This window comes from Marinobacter adhaerens HP15 (assembly GCF_000166295.1).
GTDB classification, from domain to species: Bacteria; Pseudomonadota; Gammaproteobacteria; order Pseudomonadales; family Oleiphilaceae; genus Marinobacter; species Marinobacter adhaerens.
In genome coordinates, this window is sequence record NC_017506.1 from 976,768 (window position 1) to 994,989 (window position 18,222).

At 51.4% G+C, this 18,222-nt stretch carries 25 protein-coding genes; 21 read left to right on the forward strand and 4 right to left on the reverse strand.

The window, feature by feature from the left end; translation table 11 throughout:
• Positions 1-140: 140 nt before the first annotated feature.
• The 18 genes from HP15_RS04800 to HP15_RS04880 all read left to right on the forward strand — a co-directional run bounded on the left by HP15_RS04800 (position 141) and on the right by HP15_RS04880 (position 10,136).
• Complete coding sequence (locus HP15_RS04800) at positions 141-830, forward strand: VIT1/CCC1 transporter family protein (protein WP_041645062.1); 690 nt, start codon at positions 141-143, stop codon at positions 828-830.
• Positions 831-909: 79 nt separating this feature from the next.
• Positions 910-1,365, forward strand: coding sequence for a DUF6998 domain-containing protein (locus HP15_RS04805; protein WP_041645064.1), 456 nt, complete (start codon positions 910-912; stop codon positions 1,363-1,365).
• A 79-nt stretch (positions 1,366-1,444) separates the two neighbouring features.
• Positions 1,445-1,783, forward strand: a complete 339-nt coding sequence (locus HP15_RS04810) for a barstar family protein (RefSeq protein ID WP_041645065.1) — start codon at positions 1,445-1,447, stop codon at positions 1,781-1,783.
• An 83-nt stretch (positions 1,784-1,866) separates the two neighbouring features.
• Positions 1,867-2,619, forward strand: a complete 753-nt coding sequence (locus HP15_RS04815) for a hypothetical protein (RefSeq protein ID WP_014576443.1) — start codon at positions 1,867-1,869, stop codon at positions 2,617-2,619.
• 102 nt (positions 2,620-2,721) lie between these two features.
• Positions 2,722-3,156: a hypothetical protein gene (locus HP15_RS04820; protein WP_014576444.1), complete on the forward strand. Its 435-nt coding sequence runs from the start codon at positions 2,722-2,724 to the stop codon at positions 3,154-3,156.
• Positions 3,157-3,222: 66 nt separating this feature from the next.
• A complete protein-coding gene (locus HP15_RS04825; RefSeq protein ID WP_014576445.1) occupies positions 3,223-3,522 on the forward strand; it encodes a hypothetical protein in 300 nt (99 codons plus the stop codon).
• Positions 3,519-3,887 carry a hypothetical protein gene (locus HP15_RS04830; RefSeq protein WP_041645067.1) on the forward strand — a complete coding sequence of 123 codons (369 nt, stop codon included), beginning with the start codon at positions 3,519-3,521 and terminating at the stop codon, positions 3,885-3,887. Before HP15_RS04825 ends, HP15_RS04830 begins: the two co-directional genes overlap by 4 nt.
• Positions 3,888-3,970: 83 nt before the next feature.
• Positions 3,971-4,417 (forward strand): hypothetical protein, encoded by a 447-nt coding sequence (locus HP15_RS22290; RefSeq protein WP_014576446.1) that lies wholly within the window; start codon positions 3,971-3,973, stop codon positions 4,415-4,417.
• A gap of 116 nt (positions 4,418-4,533) precedes the next feature.
• On the forward strand, positions 4,534-5,154 hold the full coding sequence (locus HP15_RS04835) for a hypothetical protein (protein WP_014576447.1): 621 nt from the start codon (positions 4,534-4,536) through the stop codon (positions 5,152-5,154).
• Positions 5,155-5,237: 83 nt separating this feature from the next.
• Complete coding sequence (locus tag HP15_RS04840) at positions 5,238-5,714, forward strand: hypothetical protein (RefSeq protein ID WP_041645069.1); 477 nt, start codon at positions 5,238-5,240, stop codon at positions 5,712-5,714.
• A gap of 31 nt (positions 5,715-5,745) precedes the next feature.
• Positions 5,746-6,261 carry a hypothetical protein gene (locus HP15_RS04845; protein WP_014576448.1) on the forward strand — a complete coding sequence of 172 codons (516 nt, stop codon included), beginning with the start codon at positions 5,746-5,748 and terminating at the stop codon, positions 6,259-6,261.
• Positions 6,262-6,364: 103 nt separating this feature from the next.
• The gene (locus tag HP15_RS04850; RefSeq protein WP_014576450.1) at positions 6,365-6,670 is read left to right on the forward strand and encodes an NIPSNAP family protein; all 306 of its coding nucleotides are present in this window, start codon (positions 6,365-6,367) and stop codon (positions 6,668-6,670) included.
• A gap of 98 nt (positions 6,671-6,768) precedes the next feature.
• Positions 6,769-7,347, forward strand: a complete 579-nt coding sequence (locus HP15_RS04855) for a hypothetical protein (RefSeq protein WP_206076548.1) — start codon at positions 6,769-6,771, stop codon at positions 7,345-7,347.
• Between the two features lie 102 nt (positions 7,348-7,449).
• A complete protein-coding gene (locus HP15_RS04860; protein WP_041645071.1) occupies positions 7,450-7,734 on the forward strand; it encodes a hypothetical protein in 285 nt (94 codons plus the stop codon).
• A 99-nt stretch (positions 7,735-7,833) separates the two neighbouring features.
• The gene (locus tag HP15_RS04865; RefSeq protein ID WP_014576453.1) at positions 7,834-8,166 is read left to right on the forward strand and encodes a hypothetical protein; all 333 of its coding nucleotides are present in this window, start codon (positions 7,834-7,836) and stop codon (positions 8,164-8,166) included.
• Between the two features lie 93 nt (positions 8,167-8,259).
• A complete protein-coding gene (locus HP15_RS04870; protein WP_081449817.1) occupies positions 8,260-9,033 on the forward strand; it encodes an HNH endonuclease in 774 nt (257 codons plus the stop codon).
• Between the two features lie 104 nt (positions 9,034-9,137).
• On the forward strand, positions 9,138-9,602 hold the full coding sequence (locus HP15_RS04875; protein WP_014576455.1) for a GNAT family N-acetyltransferase: 465 nt from the start codon (positions 9,138-9,140) through the stop codon (positions 9,600-9,602).
• A 162-nt stretch (positions 9,603-9,764) separates the two neighbouring features.
• Positions 9,765-10,136, forward strand: a complete 372-nt coding sequence (locus HP15_RS04880) for a hypothetical protein (protein WP_041645074.1) — start codon at positions 9,765-9,767, stop codon at positions 10,134-10,136.
• A gap of 18 nt (positions 10,137-10,154) precedes the next feature.
• On the opposite strand, the gene HP15_RS22815 is transcribed toward HP15_RS04880, so the two are convergent.
• Positions 10,155-10,283 (reverse strand): hypothetical protein, encoded by a 129-nt coding sequence (locus tag HP15_RS22815; RefSeq protein WP_257903149.1) that lies wholly within the window; start codon positions 10,281-10,283, stop codon positions 10,155-10,157.
• On the opposite strand from HP15_RS22815, the gene HP15_RS21865 reads away from it, so the two are divergent.
• Positions 10,255-10,461, forward strand: a complete 207-nt coding sequence (locus tag HP15_RS21865) for a DUF1272 domain-containing protein (RefSeq protein ID WP_227499753.1) — start codon at positions 10,255-10,257, stop codon at positions 10,459-10,461. The genes HP15_RS22815 and HP15_RS21865 overlap by 29 nt on opposite strands.
• Before the next feature lie 33 nt (positions 10,462-10,494).
• Here the strand turns inward: HP15_RS21865 and HP15_RS04885 are convergent, their stop codons facing one another.
• Entirely contained in the window at positions 10,495-11,694 is a 1,200-nt protein-coding gene (locus HP15_RS04885) for an MFS transporter (RefSeq protein WP_014576457.1), read from the reverse strand.
• Between the two features lie 121 nt (positions 11,695-11,815).
• Positions 11,816-12,664: an MOSC domain-containing protein gene (locus HP15_RS04890; RefSeq protein ID WP_041645076.1), complete on the reverse strand. Its 849-nt coding sequence runs from the start codon at positions 12,662-12,664 to the stop codon at positions 11,816-11,818.
• Positions 12,665-13,536: 872 nt separating this feature from the next.
• Between HP15_RS04890 and HP15_RS04900 the strand changes: the two genes are divergently transcribed.
• Entirely contained in the window at positions 13,537-16,512 is a 2,976-nt protein-coding gene (locus HP15_RS04900) for a DUF3857 domain-containing transglutaminase family protein (protein WP_014576461.1), read from the forward strand.
• A gap of 191 nt (positions 16,513-16,703) precedes the next feature.
• Here the strand turns inward: HP15_RS04900 and HP15_RS04905 are convergent, their stop codons facing one another.
• The gene (locus tag HP15_RS04905) at positions 16,704-17,207 is read right to left on the reverse strand and encodes a lactoylglutathione lyase family protein (RefSeq protein ID WP_014576462.1); all 504 of its coding nucleotides are present in this window, start codon (positions 17,205-17,207) and stop codon (positions 16,704-16,706) included.
• 94 nt (positions 17,208-17,301) lie between these two features.
• Here HP15_RS04905 and HP15_RS04910 point away from each other — a divergent pair, with 94 nt between their 5' ends.
• Entirely contained in the window at positions 17,302-18,171 is an 870-nt protein-coding gene (locus tag HP15_RS04910) for a LysR family transcriptional regulator (RefSeq protein WP_014576463.1), read from the forward strand.
• Positions 18,172-18,222: the final 51 nt, after the last annotated feature.

The window sequence follows — 18,222 nt, forward strand, 5'->3', positions numbered from 1 at the left end:
GGGTGCCGGAATGAATTGCCGGGTAACCGGCATTTAACCAGTCGCATCAGGACGCGGCCTGTGGCCGCTGGACGCCCTTGACAGGGCGCCCCTGTGCTCAGCGTTAGGCGCTACTGCCCACCTTTATATTTGGACTTCGCATGAAGCATGCTGAACGGCACAGAACAAAACGGATCGGCTGGCTGCGTGCTGCAGTTCTTGGTGCAAACGACGGGATTGTATCTACTGCAAGCCTGGTCCTGGGTGTGGCGGCGGCAGGGGCGGACTCCAAGGCTGTGTTGGTTGCAGGCGTTGCTGGTCTAGTTGCTGGCGCTATGTCTATGGCAGCAGGTGAGTACGTGTCAGTCAGCTCTCAAGCCGACACCGAGGGGGCCGATCTTGCTAGAGAGAAGGCCGAGCTGGCTGATGCGCCCGAACAAGAGCATGCGGAGCTTGCCGAGATTTACGTCAGGCGCGGGTTAGACCGGGCGCTCGCAGACACAGTAGCAAGTCAACTGATGAAACAGGATGCACTGGGCGCGCATGCCCGCGATGAACTTGGCATTTCAGAAGTCTCTACTGCCCGTCCAATCCAGGCTGCGTTTGCATCGGCAGGCACATTCTCGGTAGGTGCGGCCCTTCCCCTATGCGTCGTCCTGTTGTTTCCAGCGTCGTTGCTTATGTGGGCCGTCCCCGGCAGTTCACTGCTTTTCCTTGCCTTGCTAGGCTCATTGTCAGCGAAAGTCGGCGGCGCTCCTGTTTTTAAGGCTGCCTCTCGGGTTACGTTTTGGGGGGCGTTGGCAATGGCTTTGACGGCTGGGGTCGGTGCGCTTTTCGGGGTGGCCGTATGATGTGCTGGCGGTGCATTTTCTCGCCTAACAAGGCGCTGCTGTCGGACAAATTTGCCGTAGAGCGCGGCGTTAAATGTCTATGATCGATCACGATAAATTTCGGGCTTTGGTCAAGCAGCTCTACGCCACGGTCAACGAATTGGAGGCCATGTTCCCAGGTAGGCACTTCACCCCGGATGGCCATATGGTTGGTAGTTTGGGTGAATGCCTCGTGGCCGACGCATACAATTTGGAGCTGAAGACAGCGTCCAACAAAGGCTATGACGCGGTAACCGAAATTGGCTTGGAAGTTGAGATCAAGGCCACGCAATCCAACTCTGTTGCGTTTCGGAGTCAGCCGCAGCATACGATCATCATCAAGATCCTGCGTGATGGTACATTCGAGGAAATCTATAACGGGCCGGGAGCCCTTGTTTGGGAGCAATTCAAAGGTAAGCGGCTACCGAGTAATGGCCAGTTCCAAGTCTCTCTAAACAAGCTCCGGCAACTCAATCAAACAGTGGCTCAAGCGGACCGTGTGCCCAGGGCCATTTAACAAGGCGCAGCAGGTCGCGGCCGATGGCCGCCGGACGGCTTTCAGCCGCCGCTGTGCTTGGCGTTATGTGTAGGAAGTCATGACCGAGAACTTGGTTGTCGTTAATGGAAAAAAGTTGATTGATTGGGGCTCCTTCCATCGAGAGTTCGCAGCAGCTTTTGGCTTCCCAGACTTTTATGGCAACAACATGAATGCATGGATCGACTGCATGTCGTCACTTGCAGACCCTGATGAAGGCATGACCAAGATTCACTGTGCAAAAGGGCGGGTGGTGACGCTCCAGATTGATCATGCAGCTGATATGAAAGCTGAGCATCCAGAGCTGTTTTCCGCACTTTTAGAGAGTGTGGCGTTCGTTAACTGGCGGCTTGTTCAGGTGGGTGAGCCTCCCGTGCTGGCATTGGCTCTTGATGTCTAAACTCCCACATAACAAGGTGGTCAACGGGACGCCAACTACGCGTTGCTCCGTTGGCGCCCATTACCACGGCGTTAGGGAAAGGCATGAAAATAACTTACAGCTCAGTCAGAGAGCCGCGATGGGCTAACCACGAAAAGACGGCGATAGACTGCTTAGTGTATTTTGAACACCTGAAGTCTGAAGTGCCTTTCATAGCCTCTGAAACTGACGTTGAACCGCACGGTCGAGAAATATTCGGCCGTTGTATGCAGGGCGAGTTTGGAGAAATTGCTCCACCGATAGCCAGGACTGAGTCCCCTGAAAACTTTGAGGCTCCGCAGCTCCCTGCTGCATGGCATGACATTAACCAATTTCTTGATGAAGCGAATCGAGAGAATGCAAGTGGGACCGAACGGGGTCTCGTTCTTGTGTGGGCTGCAATGCTCGACGAGATGCTATGCAGGTTGTTAGAGCGTTTTTTGGTCGAGGACAAAGTGACTCAAGGAGTTTTGCGTGGTGGGCCTGGTGATCCACTGACGTCGTTATCGTCTCGGACCAAGGTTGCTTTTTCGTTGGGGTTGATCGCGAAAGATGAGCTGCAGGCAATTGATAAAGTGCGAACCATAAGAAATGACTTCGCGCACAGAGTGGGGATTTCGCTCGAGCATCAAAGCTTTCGAAGCAAGTGCGAGGATCTCTATAATAGGACGGTTGGTGATGGTGCTACGTTTGAGGCACGACATTTTTATTCAGCGGGCTGCGCACGTTTATTGATGGTCCTAAGCAACCGTATTGCTGAAATTGAAGGCGAGCGTTGTCAAAAGAGGAATGAATCAAAGCCTTTACAGCAACGATAGCGTGTGGGGACAGAAATCCCTAACAAATGGCTGTTGCCGGACGCACCTACGCTAGCGCTCCGGTGCGCAGCAAAACCAGGGCGTTAGGCATCAGGGAGAGGTATGCCACGACTAGATACTAGGCTTGAAGCTGAAGGCGCCGAATTCTTGGTGTTGGGCCAGCTCCTATTGCACAAGATAGCGTCTTACAAGACTTACACGAATATGCCTGGCTATGACTTGGTAGCGACCAATCCCGAATCCAATAAATCAGCAATGGTTCAGGTGAAGAGCCGGTGGCGCACTGGTGCAGCGGCTTTTCCAATAAAAAACTTTGGCTGTGATTTCGTTGTCGTTGTCTTGCTGAATCGTGGCTCCAAAGACGGGAAAAAAGAGGTGCTACCTCCTCGATACTATATATTTCCCGTCGAAATAATTCGCTGCGCACCACGTAGCAAAGACTGGGGAAAGGTGAATCTAAAAGACATTCCGAACTTCCAAGAGTACGAGGAGAAATGGCATTTGATTTCTGATTTCCTCGGTGATCAGAATGCCTAACCAGTCACGGAAGGCGGACGCGTGAGACGCGCCGCTTCGTTTTCGCGTTACGTATAAGGGCAATTAATGAGTAATATTATCGAAAACCTCTCTTATGTTCTGCCAGTATTCATTACTGCAGTTATGGTTATCTTTCTATGGTTTAGGAGAAAAACCGAAGTTGAATTCAGGGAAATATCCAGAAGTATTAGCTACCTAGATGACGAAAAAGATAATAAAAATAGTAATATAGAGAAACTAGTGACTCGAGGGGATGTAGAGCTTCGCGTGCTAGAGGAAATTACAGACGCAAGTTCGAGACATTATTTTTTGGTAGAGGGAAATCGCCAAGAGAAATTAAGCTTGAGCGTGTCCAAAATGATTTGAGAGAAATTTTACGCGATTCTATTGAGGCAGAAAATTTTACTGAAATTAAGGAGCGTATCCTAAAGCTCTTGGACGAAATCGCCGCTGACCTTCACGAAATTCGGCAGCGGGTTCCATTTGAGGGCCTTGAAGACCCTGAGCGTTCTCTGCTTATCGACCTAATAGAAGAGATTGAGCCGTCCAAGGAAATACCACGACAGAAAGCTCAACAGCTCGCAGACATCATCAAGTTGAAACACCAAGATATAAAGAAGTTGCAGCTTGAAAACTCAAAAGCTGCTGGATGGACCAGGTGGGGTACAGTAGGCACGGTTTCTTTCGGGCTTTTATCGTTAGCTTTGTCTATTTATACAATATCTACGTAACAAGGCAATCAAATTCGTTCCGGCCTCTGGCCTCCACCGGACGCCCTTGTCAGGGCGCCGTTTATTGCTGGCGTTAGGTGAAAATGAGACGTCTACCATTATCAATTTTGTTGAGCTTTCTTGTTCTAGGATGTACTGAAAGTTTCTCTAAAACAAAGGCTTGCTATTACCCCGAAGGTGCAATAGAGCAGTTTGAGAACGAACTGAACAGACAGGGTTACACCTATGAAAGCTCTGATGATCCTCACTGTGTGTTAGTGATTGGACTGTCGGATGAAGATCATAAAAGAATTAGAGAAAGTTTGTTTGGTGTGTCTCCACCAGAGAACCTCAGCGTTGGGTGGCCTATCACAACTTATATGATCTACGATGGTAAAAAATACGCGAAAAATAATAGTAAGCTTTACCTGAAACGGCTTGAAGATCAGGGTGTTAAGGTGCGTTTTATGACCTATTTCGGCAAAAGGTTTCTTGTTTGGCAAGAGAAGGATGATGCTACGGTTCGTAAAATATTGCTCCTATCCAACTAATGATTCAAATACCTAACAAAGCCATTAAGTCTGTTCCGGGCCGATGGCCCTCCACCGGACGCCCTTGTCAGGGCGCCGCTTATGGCTGGCGTTAAATAGTGCCAAGGGATCGTGGTATGAGTCAGAAAAAGTTCGAGTGGGGGAAAGAGGTTCTTCAGGCTGGAAATGATGTGGCGGGCCTCGCGAAAGACGTTGGTATACCCGGCATTGGTCTTCTCGCTCGATTTGCGCAAGAATTCTACGATACACATCTCCAGAGACGATTCGAACGGTTTGTTTCAGATGCTGAGATCGACGAGGAGTTCATCGAAAGTATCTTAGATAACGAAACGTACTCAAACTGCTTCTACGCTGTGCTGGAAGCTACGCGTCAAACTCATTCACGAATTGGGCTTACAGCATTGGCTCTCATTTATCGCGATCACTGGAAAGATGAGGACTACTTGATTGCCGCAGTGCAGGCGTTCTCCCAGATAAGCGATAAGACAATTCTGGCATTCATTGAGCTTTATGAGTCCATACCATCCGATGAAAATTGGCTGAGTTTGAAGATGAAAAAGGATGAAGAGGAACAATTTCACGATTTATACAATGAAGCGGTCGAACTGATACGAAGAAACTTCTTTGTTATGAGCACGTACGGATCGATGCACGCCAATGCGCCTGTACAAGGGATGAAGTGGCACCACACGGATTCGTATTACAGCTACTGCGTCAAAGCAAAAGAGTTGATTTAACCAGTGGCTGTTGGCGGACGCACATACGCTGCGCTCCGGCACGCCGCAAAGCCAGGCGTTAAAACGAATACACAGGAGGTCACATGCAACGGATCGCATCGAAAATTACTCTGCTTTTTCTATCTTTGATCCCCAGTATTGCTCTTGCCGAAAACCCGGTTCCTGGGGACTATCTCGCTAATAAACCGCTGGTATTGGAGGTTCGGTACTGTGAGTGCCTGGCCACCAAAACCGATGGCGCACCCTCCGACCTGCTGCCAAGTTTTCTCAGGGAGTCCAGTCTCTTAAAGTTTAGTGTGTCGAGCGAGGATAAAGGCTTTGCTTCTTCGGGTGATTTGTCCATCGGTTATGAACTTAAGCCAGTCGCAGGCTCGCCCGGCCAATTTCAGTTCAACTATTCTGGAAGCTACACAACGAGTTATGGGCGCAGTGCAGGCAACGGGGAGTTACTGCTCGTTCAGGGACAATGGGTCAATCTTTTCGGTTCGCGGCATAAGAACGAATCTGGAGTGCAACACAGCAATGTTGAGGTGCGACTGGCTGAGTCCGGTGGTTCCTGATGGCCGGTTTTAACAAGTCAGGTCAGCGGACATGTTACACACGCCGCTGCCTTTAGCGTTACATGCCATGAAAGTGTCTGAATTGCAGAACATGTTTATCGAAGAATTGAAGTACCTTTTGGCGGACTGGAAGTTCGTTAAGAGCAAACGTCAGTTCCAATTAACTGAGAACGATCTTGTCTGGTTTCTCCATATAGGTTGCATTAACCATGTAGAAGATTTCGATGCAGTTGCCGACATTGCTGTAGAGTTTAGAGCGGGTAGGGAGAGAGTTTGTATCGTCGGAGCAGAGCTAGGAAATATTCAAGGCGCTGGGCAGCATCGATTTCCTGTGTCCAATACAGAGGAAACTAAATCATCGGCGATTGAACTTTATAAGTACTTTCAGGAGCATGGTGTGCCTTTTCTACGCAAATACAGCGATCCAGCAACTGTTCTGAATACTCTATCTAATGGTGGCAAAGATGCATTGTTAATAAGCCCCTTCCTGAACCAACACCAAAACCAAATTGACCGTTTGAGAGCTCAATATGGCATTGGCATGTAACAAGGCCATGAAGGTTGTTCCGGGCCGATGGCCCTCCACCGGACGCCCTTGTCAGGGCGCCGCTTATGGCTGGCCTTACAAGGCCAACTGAAAGGGAGTTCAAGTGTTTACCTGCTACCTAAAGTACGTTATAGATCCCTATAAAGCCGCCGAGTTCGAGCGCTATTGCAAGATGTGGATACCCCTGGTCCAGAGGTTCGGCGGTCAGCACCATGGGTATTTCTTGCCTTCCGAGGGTGCCAACAATATCGCCATCGCACTTTTCACGTTCCAGTCTCTGGCAGCCTATGAAAAATACCGTGAGGCTTCGTTCCAAGACTCAGATTGCCAGACCGCATTCAAATACGCCGAAGAAACTCGTTGTGTACTAAGCTGTGAGCGCAGTTTTATGAGGCCGGTCTTTGAATGAGAGCTTGTAACCATTCATTCAAGTACGTTCCGGCCTTCGGCCTCCACCGGACGCCCTAGTCGGGCGCCGCTATACATTGGCGTTAAGTGTGAGGGAGTATGAGCGAAGAATTTACTAGGCCTCGGTATCTCGAGGTTTCAAACCATTTCTTCCACGATGCCCGGGATTTTTACATCCGATATAAGCATTGTATGGAGAGCGATGGCCCTCTGTTTTATACGCCTCGTTCGATGCGAGCCAAATCCTTCATTGATTTGCGGATGGGTATGGAGTCAGTCCTGAAATCCTTGATCTGTTACTTTGAGAGCGAGGACAGGAAAGGCAGGAGACTCCTAAATTGGATACAGAAGTACGGTCATGACATTGGGAAAATGATGAGGAAAGTTCGCCCTCATCTGCCAGAGAACATCGTTACCGAGTACGAAGGCGATATCCTCAAAATGGATGGCTTACCAGTTGGGCTACGCTATAGATTGGATACTTGGGACTTCCGTGGAAATAAAGAAGAATATTACTACGATACGATAGGCAGTGATTACTGGTTAAACAGGAACCTAGAGGCACTTTCAAAACTCATTGATTTCGCGAATGAAAACCTAAAGCCCCACAGTCGAGTAGTCGGGTCTTCTGAGTTATTGGCCGAAATGATGGAGTCAAGGTACGAGAAATACACTTAACCAATAGTTGCAGTTCGTTCCGGGCCTAATGGCCCACCACCGGGCAGCCTTGTCGCCCCTTCGCTCTGCCAAGGCTGCCGCTGAACAACGGCGTTAAATGCCATGAAGAACAGAAAGTTTGTGCTCGTATCCAAGACCGGCTATCACCAGAAACATGACGGCCTTTTACGCTCCCTTCTAGATGAGGGGTATGAGTTGTTTTGCGTGGTGGGTGTGGATTGCGAGTTGTGGGAAGAAGTTATGGATGAGATAGCAGTGGGCGATGGCAGTGACCCACGGTATCTGACGACGACGAGTCATCCAGGCGAAACTGAAAACGACGTGATTGAGTTTGCAAAAATGTTCAGCGTCTCAAACACCTCAGAAGTGGATGTTGTCCGCATTTAACCAGTCATTCCATTACGTTACGGCCCTAAAGGGCCTCCACCGGACGCCCTTTTCAGGGCGCCGCTGAATATTGGCGTTATAAGCATTAGGGAAATCGGCATGATCAACAGGGCAGTTTTAATTCTTTTATTTTTATTATCAGGATCAGCTCTCGCTGAGGAAAAACCGCCTGAGCTTTGGTCATGGTTTAAAGATCTCAGCAAATCCAAAGAGGCTTGCGAAATACAAAGCTCATATGCCCTGCAAGTCCTGGGGCTAGAGAATCAGGTTGAGAATGAGTACGGAATATACGGGAACGTAAAGTCGAACCGTGTTGTAGTTAAATGCATAGAAATATCACCTAACCAAAGCAAACTCATGGTTGCGGTTGCCGGCTACGATAGGGATTCGGTTGAGCTTGTGAGAAATAAAATTATTGATTCAATTCAGTAGTATAGAGCTTATAACAAGGCGCAGCAGTTCGCGGCCAATGTCCGCCGGAAGCCACTGTCGTGGCGCCGCTGTGCTTCGGCGTTAGAGGTGAAAATGGCATTTACTCCAAGATTGGTAGAGAGGGTAAGGAAGCGGGCTCATTTCCAGTGCTGTTTATGCAAAGCAATCGGAGTAGAAATACACCACATCGTGCCGCAAGCTGAGAGCGGTCCAGATACAGAAGAAAATGCGGCACCGCTATGTCCTTCCTGTCATGAGACATATGGCGCCAACCCGACGAAGCGTAAACTTATTCGCGAGGCGCGAGACCATTGGTACGAGGTTTGCGACAAACGTTACGCGCCTGATCAATCCGTAATGAAGGAAGTTCAGTCAGCCGTTTCAGCAACGGCCTCCAAGGAAGATTTGCAGTCATTAAAGAAAGACCTAATTGAAGGCCTTTCCATGGTAATAACTGCACCGAACCAAATCTCGGTCGGAACACCATCTGACTCGTGCCCCGGAGCGACGCATTTGCTGAGCACGAACGATTTGCTAATCACTCTTTTCGATCATAAATCTCAAAGAGACGATGCGCAGGCTAATCTTTTGTGTTTAGAGGGGCTTTGGCCAGAGAAAGGAGGCCTCAGGAGTATTAGAGATGACTTTGTTGTTCAGTTCGGAGAATTTGCCCTGCGACGCCAAGCAATACGGGTTTTGGACGAGCTAAAGATAGAGAAACGACAAGGGCTATCCGAGGAAGAAGTAATTCAAGCCATGCACCTTTTGTCTATCCAAGTTGCACTTATGGTAATGCATTCAAAGGGCCAGGTTTTTGCAGGCCTCACGGAAGATCGAGAAATCCTTTGGCAGAACGGGAACAAATAGAATCCTCCAACAAGTGCAGGCACGGCGACGCCCACTACATTGCGCCTTCGGCTCCATTCCGTGGGCGCGCATGGCTGCAAGCGTTACATGGTGAAGCTAGGACTATGATTTCGGTGAAACTGAGGAATCTTTGTCACCAAGACAAAAAGGCTGTCATTGCCATGCTTGGAGATCCCAAGGTGATGAGGTTTCTTGGACCTCGTCGCGCCCTGGCAGAAGGCGAGGCAGGTTCATGGTTCGAGAATGCGGTCGCTAACCCGACCCGCTTCACTGTTGCCCACGCTGATACTGACGAGTTCATCGGGTTCTGCGGCATTAAACAGATAGATGGTGTCCCGGATTTCGGCTATTTCATCAGATCGGAGCTTTGGGGAAATGGCATCGCTGCCAAGGCCTGCGAGTTGGCAGTTGAAAAGCTATCTTCAGAGATCGATTTATCGACCATTCAGGTTTTCATCGCGGATGACAATTTGGCTAGTCAGAAAGTAGCTCAAAAATTGGGTTGGCAGGCCACGCACAATGGCTCTAAGGATGGAGAGTATGGTCGTTATTACCGAATCACCATCTAGCCAAGCGGTCAATTGGGCGCCAAAAGCGGTAATCTCTAAATACAGGGATCAGTCAATTCATCAAGAAAATCTGAAACGTTTACGAGCAAACTGGTCCTCGGCTTTTTTCTCAGGTGACATTGAGCACCTTGCACGGCGTTAGCAGCAATAAAGGAGTCAATTTTGAGAAAGGGAATCTTCGTCGTATTTATTCCTCTGCTGGTTGGATGTGCAACCTATGAACAACCCATGCCTGCAGAACCAAGCACGGGCGAAATCGTCGAGCCGTCTTTAGAACAAAAGGCCGTTGGCGAGGCCTCGCTCATGACGAATCAGGCGCTGAAGTCATATCGCGAGGGATATGTCCATGCCACCAAACACAAAGCTTTTGCTCAATCAGATGTGGGAGCCTGGTCTTGGAAGTCAAATAGAACCTCAATCAAGTACGCGATAGAGAACTCGTTGATAGATTGTCAGAAAAATAACAAAAAACACGAGGCTGAATACCCGTGCAAGATTATTAATGTTGACGGGAAATGGGCCGGGGAGCGCTAGATCAGTTGTAATTCCTCATCACTGCACGACAAAGCCGCCCATGCTGGCGGCGTTATGAATCAGCAGGGAGAACTCTATGCTCGAGTTAAGACCCAATTGCGAGTGCTGCAACAAAGATTTGCCACCGGATTCCAGTGAGGCTGTCATCTGCACATTCGAGTGCACGTTCTGTCAATCGTGCGCATCGGGTGTTTTGGCTAACCAATGCCCCAACTGTGGTGGTAATTTTTCAACTCGTCCGATTCGCCCTGCGTCACTGCTTGGTAAGTATCCGGCGTCAACCAAACGTGTGCTTAAGGCCGGTGGTTGCAGTGCCAATTCATAACCAGTCGCAGTAGTACGCGGCCGTTTGCCGGCCTTATCGCGCCTCTGCCCGTTCCCGCCGAATCAACAGTACCAATGCCAGAGCCGCCAGTGATCCCATAACAGCGGCGAAACTGACCCCGGTTGTCGTCAGGCTGGTCACGGTTGCCATCACGCCCAGGCCGATTACCGGCACAGAGATCGCGATATAGGCCATAACAAAGAAGGCGGATGTTACGGCGGCCTTCTCCGTAGCCGGGCTGGCTGAGGCGATGGCGCCCATGCCGGCCCGGAATGAAATACCCTGGCCCATGCCGGCAATCATGGCCCCGGTTATGAAGAGTGCGAGGGATTGGGAGTAGATGCCCAGTGCTATTGGGATTACCCCAAGCATCAGAGACACGCAGCCCAGGGGAAGGCGCAGCCTCAGCGGCAGGGCGCCTTGCAGGAACTGGCCCAGGGTTGAGGCGATGAAAATGCTGCCGGCCACAACACCGATCAGCAACCGGTTGTCATAGCCCAGGACCTTACCCATCATCGCCGGCGCGATGGAGGTGAAGAAGCCGCACATGGCAAAGCCGGCAAAACCGGCAATGGCGGCGGGAATGAATACACCTCGAACTTCCGGTGGCACGCTCAGGCGCTGTATGGTCAGTTTTGGGCGTGCGGGTTTCGAGACGGTCTCCGGCGCCGCCCAGATGCAGCACACGGCCAGCAGGGCCATGCCCGAGTGCACCAGAAAGGTCAGGTGCAGTGGCCAGGGAAGGTACTCGGAAAGGGCACCGGCAAGCATTGGGCCAAGGCCAAGCCCGCCCATGTTCGCCGCCGTGGCAAAGAAGGTTGCCTTGTCCCGCCAGTGGGGTGGTGCCAATTCAAGCACGGCCACCGTGGCCGTGCCGGTAAAGATCCCCGCAGACAGACCGGACAGCACCCGGCCGGTGAGTATCATTCCCAGCCCATTGGCCTGCCAGAACACCAGGTCGCTGATGATGGAACAAGCCAGGCCCGCGAACAGCATTGGCCGGCGGCCTATCTGATCAGACCAGCGCCCCGTCATGACCAGTGCGGCGATCACACCAAAGGCATAGGCGGCAAAGATGATGGTGATCATCAGATCGGAAAAGCCGAACCTGTCCTGGTAGATGGGGTAGAGCGGTGTCGGCATGGTAGTGCCAATCATGGTCACGCTGAAGGTAAAGGCCGCGCCCAGGAAGATGAGTAGCGGAATCCATGGGTGCTGCTTGGAGGGGGCCATGCCAGAGTTCCAATGAACGGTTACTGAAAGGTCGATTACACTATCAGATGCGTTGGGCGGAATCGAAGCATCCTGATATCAGAGACAATCGTTCAACCGCTCTTGTTGGGGGTCTCCAGATTTAAACGAGGTAGATTTGATCGCCTGCGTGGATGGCACCTTCGGCAAGGATATCGCCGTAAACTCCGAGATTCTGGTGGGCATCACGAACAATACTGCGCAGTATGCTTCTATCCTCGGAAAAGCCCTGTTGTTTCCTCACCACGGCTCCACAACGTGGTGCGGCTTCACCAAGCTTGACGGTGACGTCACCAATTACCAGCGAGCGCCCGAGCCATTCCTGTTCGGCCAATCCAGATATCTCCGGCAACGTTTCAATGATCAGGTTGGGCCGAAACCGTTCCACGTTCCAGTCGGGGCCGGGGTGGATTGATCGCATATGCTTGAGGCTGGCGGTGGTGATGATGTGAAACGGGGACACCAGGAAGAAAGTCCCGAGTAACGACACATAGGTTTGCATCTCGTCAGGCAGATTATCCAGGTCCGGCAGTGGCTCGCCGGGCTCTCTCGCGAAGGTTGCTTTCAATTCAGTCAGCCATGAATGATCATCCCGCTTGAAACGCTGATAGAACTTCGAGTCACTTTTGGGGCGTAATGATTGCAGCTTGCTCTTATGGCCTACCAGTTGGGATATTTTGTCATTCACATCGCGATCAGAGCTTAGTTTAACCTCGCCATCCGGAAAGAGAATTTCCACGGTTTCCGCGTTATCAACGGCCTTGCAACGGCACTGCAACAACTCCGGGCGGAACTTGCAGCTCTGAATCTCCTGGCGGGCAACGTCCTGCACCGCAAGAATCCGATCTCCGGAAACCCCCATTGATCCGATATCTGCCCGTGTTAACGATTCGCCAGCCATTCCTTTTACAGGGTATCGCCATATGGATGAGACGGTCCCAATCCTGATCATCGCTTCCTCCTTATCCGCAATCAAAGTAAATCAGGGAGAAGCTATGGCCCATACGTCATTTACCCCATGCACCAAATTACTTCGAGGGGCGTGGCGTTGAGCTACCAGGCGCTAATGAGCTTAGCGTTACTGGAAGAGAGCGTTGCAACCAGGAGGCAAATGTCTAAGCTGCAGCTAAGAATCAACGGTTACAAATAAGCCCTCAATGGTCCATCAACTGCGTGCCGCACTGCTGTGTTCGGCTTCAAGCACGAAAGGAGAGAGCGTGCATCAATCAGCCGCCGAGTGGATTGTGTCGCTACTGAGGGAAAGGAACATTCCCTTCCTCATTTGTGGCGGGCTCGCCGCAAGGGGATATGGCTCTCAACGCGATCTGCATGACATTGATCTCTTTGTCCCTGGGGAGCACTTTTTGTCTGTGGTCCAGGCAGGGCAGCCGTTTGTATCCAAAGCGGCTGCCCACCGCCAGGAAGAGGGCTGGGACCTACCTACGTCCAGTTCAAATATGAGGGTGTCAAAGTGGAAGTGGGTAACGCCGACGGTGCACAAATCTTTGATGCTGGCAACAAGACCTGGGTTCCGCTCAATATAGATTTTTCTCGCTATGCGACGGTGCAGTTGCTGGGTCTGAATCTCCCCCTTATGTTGAAGGACGACTTGGTCCAGTATAAGACCTTGCTCTCACGTCCAGTGGATATCGAGGATATCCGTGCTATCCGAGCGAACGCATAACTTTGCCATGCACCTGCCCCCAATGAGAAACAGATCCCGCTCAATCAGTACTTTGAAGTGCTAGACTCCAAACGGTCTAAATGACAGCGCGTGGCTGCCGCCGCGGGCCCTGCTCAAAAAAACACTAAGAGTTTCAACATATGAAAGGCCTGTCGATTCCAAGACCCGGCTCACCGGGCGGCATCCTCTTGTTTCTGGTTTTCTGGTTCCTGGTCTCCGGCAACGCTGTCTCCGAGTCGGCGACGATCAACAAACGGGCCCAGCCCGGTTGGGTCACCAATATGGAGATCCCACCGTCCGAAGCTTCCGGAGGAGTGGGATTAGGCGGAGTGGAGTACCTGCTCTACGACCTTCAAACCGATCTGCGGGACGCAAAGATTCGTCAGTACTTTCGAATTGCCAGCCAGATCCGTAATGAAGAGGGCCTTCGGGAGCTGTCCTCGCTTTCCGTTGTGTTCGATCCCGACTATGAATCATTGTCCTTCCACAGCCTCAGGATTCACCGCGGTGACCTTGTCATCGATCGTCTGGATGAAGCCCAGTTTCAGATTCTCCAGCGTGAGTCCAACCTTGAGCGGCAGATATACGACGGCTCGCTAACGGCTCACCTGATACTGGAGGATCTCCGCGTCGGTGACGTCGTGGAATACAGTTATAGCCTGGAGGGTAACAACCCCGTTTTTGATGGTCGTTTTTCTGGCCATTACTCGTTGCAATGGCAGGTACCGGTGCTTCGGCACCGACTACGTTTTCTGACCGACGAGGGCAGCCCGCTGCACATTCAGCCCTCGTCTCCGAATTTCCGATTCACCCGCACTGCTGAAACTGAAACCGTGGAATATGTCCTGCGTCAGGAAGCGACGGAGGCCCGGCCAGTCGAAGGTGGTACGCCCAGCTGGTATCGCCCGGTCGCCCATGTGAGTGTGAGTCAATTCCAGAGCTGGGAAGATGTGCAGCAATGGGCCGCTCCCTTGTATGCCGTGTCTACCCCGGTATCGGAGGAGGTCCGGGAAATCGCCGAGACCATCGCCCAACAGCATCAGGCACCAGAGCAACGCCTGCAGGCCGCCCTGGATTTTGTACAGCGGGAAATTCGTTACGTCGGCATAGAGATGGGCGCGCATTCCTATCAACCCCGCCCGCCTGAAAAAGTTCTGCAGCGCCGCTTTGGTGACTGCAAAGATAAAACGCTACTGCTCAATACTCTCCTTGGCCAAATGGGCATTACGGCCCACCCCGTTCTGGTTAATACCGACCTTCGGCACAAAGTTGCCGAGTCCGCTCCCTCGCCTTTCGCCTTTGACCATGTTATTACCCAGGCTCACATCGGTGATTCACTCTATTGGGTGGATGGCACCAACACTCATCAAAGAGGTGCTCTGAATCGCCGGACCCTGGCCGACTTTGCCGCCGGCCTGGTTCTTGACGGGCAGAATAACGGCATCACGTCCCATTACCCCGATTCGTCGACGCAGACGACACCCCGACTTGATATTGAACAAAAACTGTTTCTGGAAAAGGATCGCGATCAGCCTCTCGCGTTGCACATCAAAACGCAGATGAGTGGTGACGAAGCAACGACCATGCGTGGCCGCGTGGCGCAGGGCGGTGATGAGTTTCAGCAGGAATACATCCGTTATTACGAGTCGCTCTTTCCTGAATTGGAAGTCATCCAGAAGCCTGCCTATGTCGATCGGACCGGAAAAAACCAGATTGTCATCGATGAGCGTTATCGAGTGGCGGATTTATGGAGCACTGATGAGGGGGGCTTTACACAAACCCTTTGGCTGGAAGCAGATCAGATAGACGATTTTGCCGTGCCACCGAAGGATCAGAATCGAAGCGATCCCTATCATCAATACCACCCCATCACCGTGCAACAGAAATGGGTCGTGGAGGGCCTCGATGAAAGCTGGTCTCTGCCCGCTGAACATGAGGTTGTGGACAACCCCTATTTCCGCTACGAGCGAGAGGTTTCCTTCAATAGCTATCGATTGGAAGTGACCCATCGATACCAGTCGAAGACTGACTTTGTGCCGGCGCAGGACATCACCCGCTACAACTCGGATATCGAAAAGCTGAAGACTCTGAGCTACTACGGACTGCAGGAACCGATGCCGCAGCTTGTAGCCGAGGAGGAAGATCATCGCATGATGATCATCAGCATTTTAGCCGGTGTGCTCTTTCTTCTGGTTTTGCTCATTATCATCGATTACATCATCGATCGGCGTCGTGAGAAAAAGCTCAATCTGGAAAGCCACTATTATCCAGTCTCATCCACCAAGTTCATTGCCCTCAGTGTAATTACGATCGGCCTTTATCAGGTCTTCTGGGGGTACCGTAATTGGCGCTACATCAGCGAGCGTGATTCCCGAAGCCTGTGGAGCTGGGCACGTGGGCTGTTTATCACGATTACCTGCTACGGTTTGTTCGCCCACGCGCGAAACAATGCTGTGGGCAGCTACCATTTGCCACTAGCCGCGCTATCGTGCGCATTATTAGCGATAGCGTTTTTCGTGCTTTCACTGATTCAGAGTGCAGACCAGACCCCGGCGCTCTTGATGCTGGTCACATTGATACTGGGGTCGCTCTGTCTGTTGCCTTTGCAGAACTATGTAAATCGACTTCCGGAGAACCGTGAGGCATTTGCATTCAACTCCCGTTGGCGCCTGCGGCATGCAGCCGCTGCACTCATTTTCTCGCTCATCATGGGCCTTATGGTGGCTGAAGAACTAAGCATCATTCCATCTGACCAAGTCGTTTCAGGCGAGGAACTCCCAGCTGACCTCAAACTGTTTTTATCCCGGCAATCGGTTATTGGTCCGCAAGAAGAAATCCTGAAGTTTTATTCCGACGCGCTTTGGGACTTCAGGCAGGATGGCAATGCGCTCACCAATGAGGGTGTTTTTTCGTATTGGCAGGACAACACTGGTGGATTCCAGTTCGTCAAGGCAAGGTATGAGGATATTGCTGATTTGGAGGTTAAAAAAGGCGGTGCTCTGGAATCGACAATGCTCAAGGTCTTCCTGAAGGACGGCTCCTTTTTCTGGCTTGTACTTTCGGTCGACGGCGACGAATCTTTTGTTCAGAGTCTTGAGTCACGGCTGGCAACTTGATGGAGGAAGCCGTGGAGAGATTCAAAGTATTCTCGTATCGTTGAAGATTGCGAAATAGTTATCCTGCTTGGCGGTACGGCTGTCTGACAACCACGGTCTTGCTTTGGTTAGCCTCTGCGCCCAGTTTCACGATTGTTGAATCAGGAGGACTTTCCGCAGCGGAAAGCCCCCTAACTAAAACGCCTTGGCACTTATTGGTATGCGCCCGCACTGTAAATCAACTCGTAGCTGTGGCTGTAAATTTCCAGGATGTTGCCAAACGGGTCTTCCATGTAAATCATGCGGTAGGGCTTTTCGCCGGGGTAATAGTAGCGCGGTTTCTCCATGCGCTTTTTACCGCCCGCAGCCACAATCCTCTCAGCCAGTTCCTCTACGTTCGGGTCTTGCACACAGAAGTGAAAAACCCCGGTTTTCCAGTACTGGAAATTGTCTTCCGGGTTGGTCTGGTTCTTGAACTGAAAAAGCTCCACTCCGATTCGATCACCTGTTGATAGGTGAGCGATACGGAAGCTGCCCCAACCTGCGCCGAATACATCAGTGCACATCTCTCCGATGGCGCTGTCGTCCTCTTCGATCTCGGTTGGTTCCATAATCAGGTACCAACCCATCACCTCTGTGTAAAACTTTACGGCTTGCTCAAGGTCGGGCACGGATATGCCGATGTGTGAGAAATTTCTCGGGTAAACGTTGTTCATGTCCTGTCCTCCTCTGTTGGGACTGAGAGCAGGTTACATTCGCTGATTGATCATTTAAAATTATCATTTGTTCTCGCAAAGATTATGGATTTTAATGATAAATACGACCTGGTTGCGCACCTTTTGCACGTTGGTGGAAGTTGGTCATTTCACCCGTACGGCTGAACGCCTGCACATGACACAGTCAGGCGTTAGTCAGCATGTGCGTAAACTCGAGGAGCAACTGGGTGCCGAATTGCTGGTGAGGCAGGGCAAACAGTTTTCTCTATCCGGTGCCGGCGAGAGGCTTTACACGGAGGCTCAGGGCATCCTCTTCGCATTGTCTAATCTTGAACAGACAGTGGGAGAAGACCCGCCCTTTCAAGGAAGTGTGCGAATCATGTCCCCGGGCAGTGTCGGGCTGAAGCTCTATCCACATCTGTTGGCGCTTCAGAGCAAACACCCGAAGCTGATTATGGATTACCGCTTTGCGCCAAATCCCGATGTGGAAACTGCCATTGCCGGGTCGGCTGTTGATCTCGGATTCATGACGTCGAGATCGACGCTGGCCGACGTAAGCTGCACGCCCGTCGCCCAGGAATCGCTGCTGTTGGTAACACCGGCCACCGTCCAGGAACCGGGTTGGGACACACTGATGAACCTCGGGTTTATCGACCACCCCGATGGCAGTCATCACGCAAGCTTGCTTCTGGGTGCCAATTATCCCGAGTTTCAGCACAGCAACCTGTTTCCGAAGAAAGGCTTCTCAAACCAGATTGGTTTGATTCTGGAGCCGGTGAGTATGGGGTTGGGATTTACCGTTCTGCCCGCCCATGCCGTTGAAGCCTTCGAGAAGCGTGAGCACATCAGAGCTCATCGTCTAGCTAACCCGGTGAGTGAAACGCTGTATCTGTGCGTGCCACGGCACCGGGCACTTGCGGCGAGAATGCGGACTATAATTGCGGAAGCCAAAAAATGGCTTTGAACCGACCTGGAATTTGGCACGTTGCACCACTCGCGTGAGCTGTGATGTTGC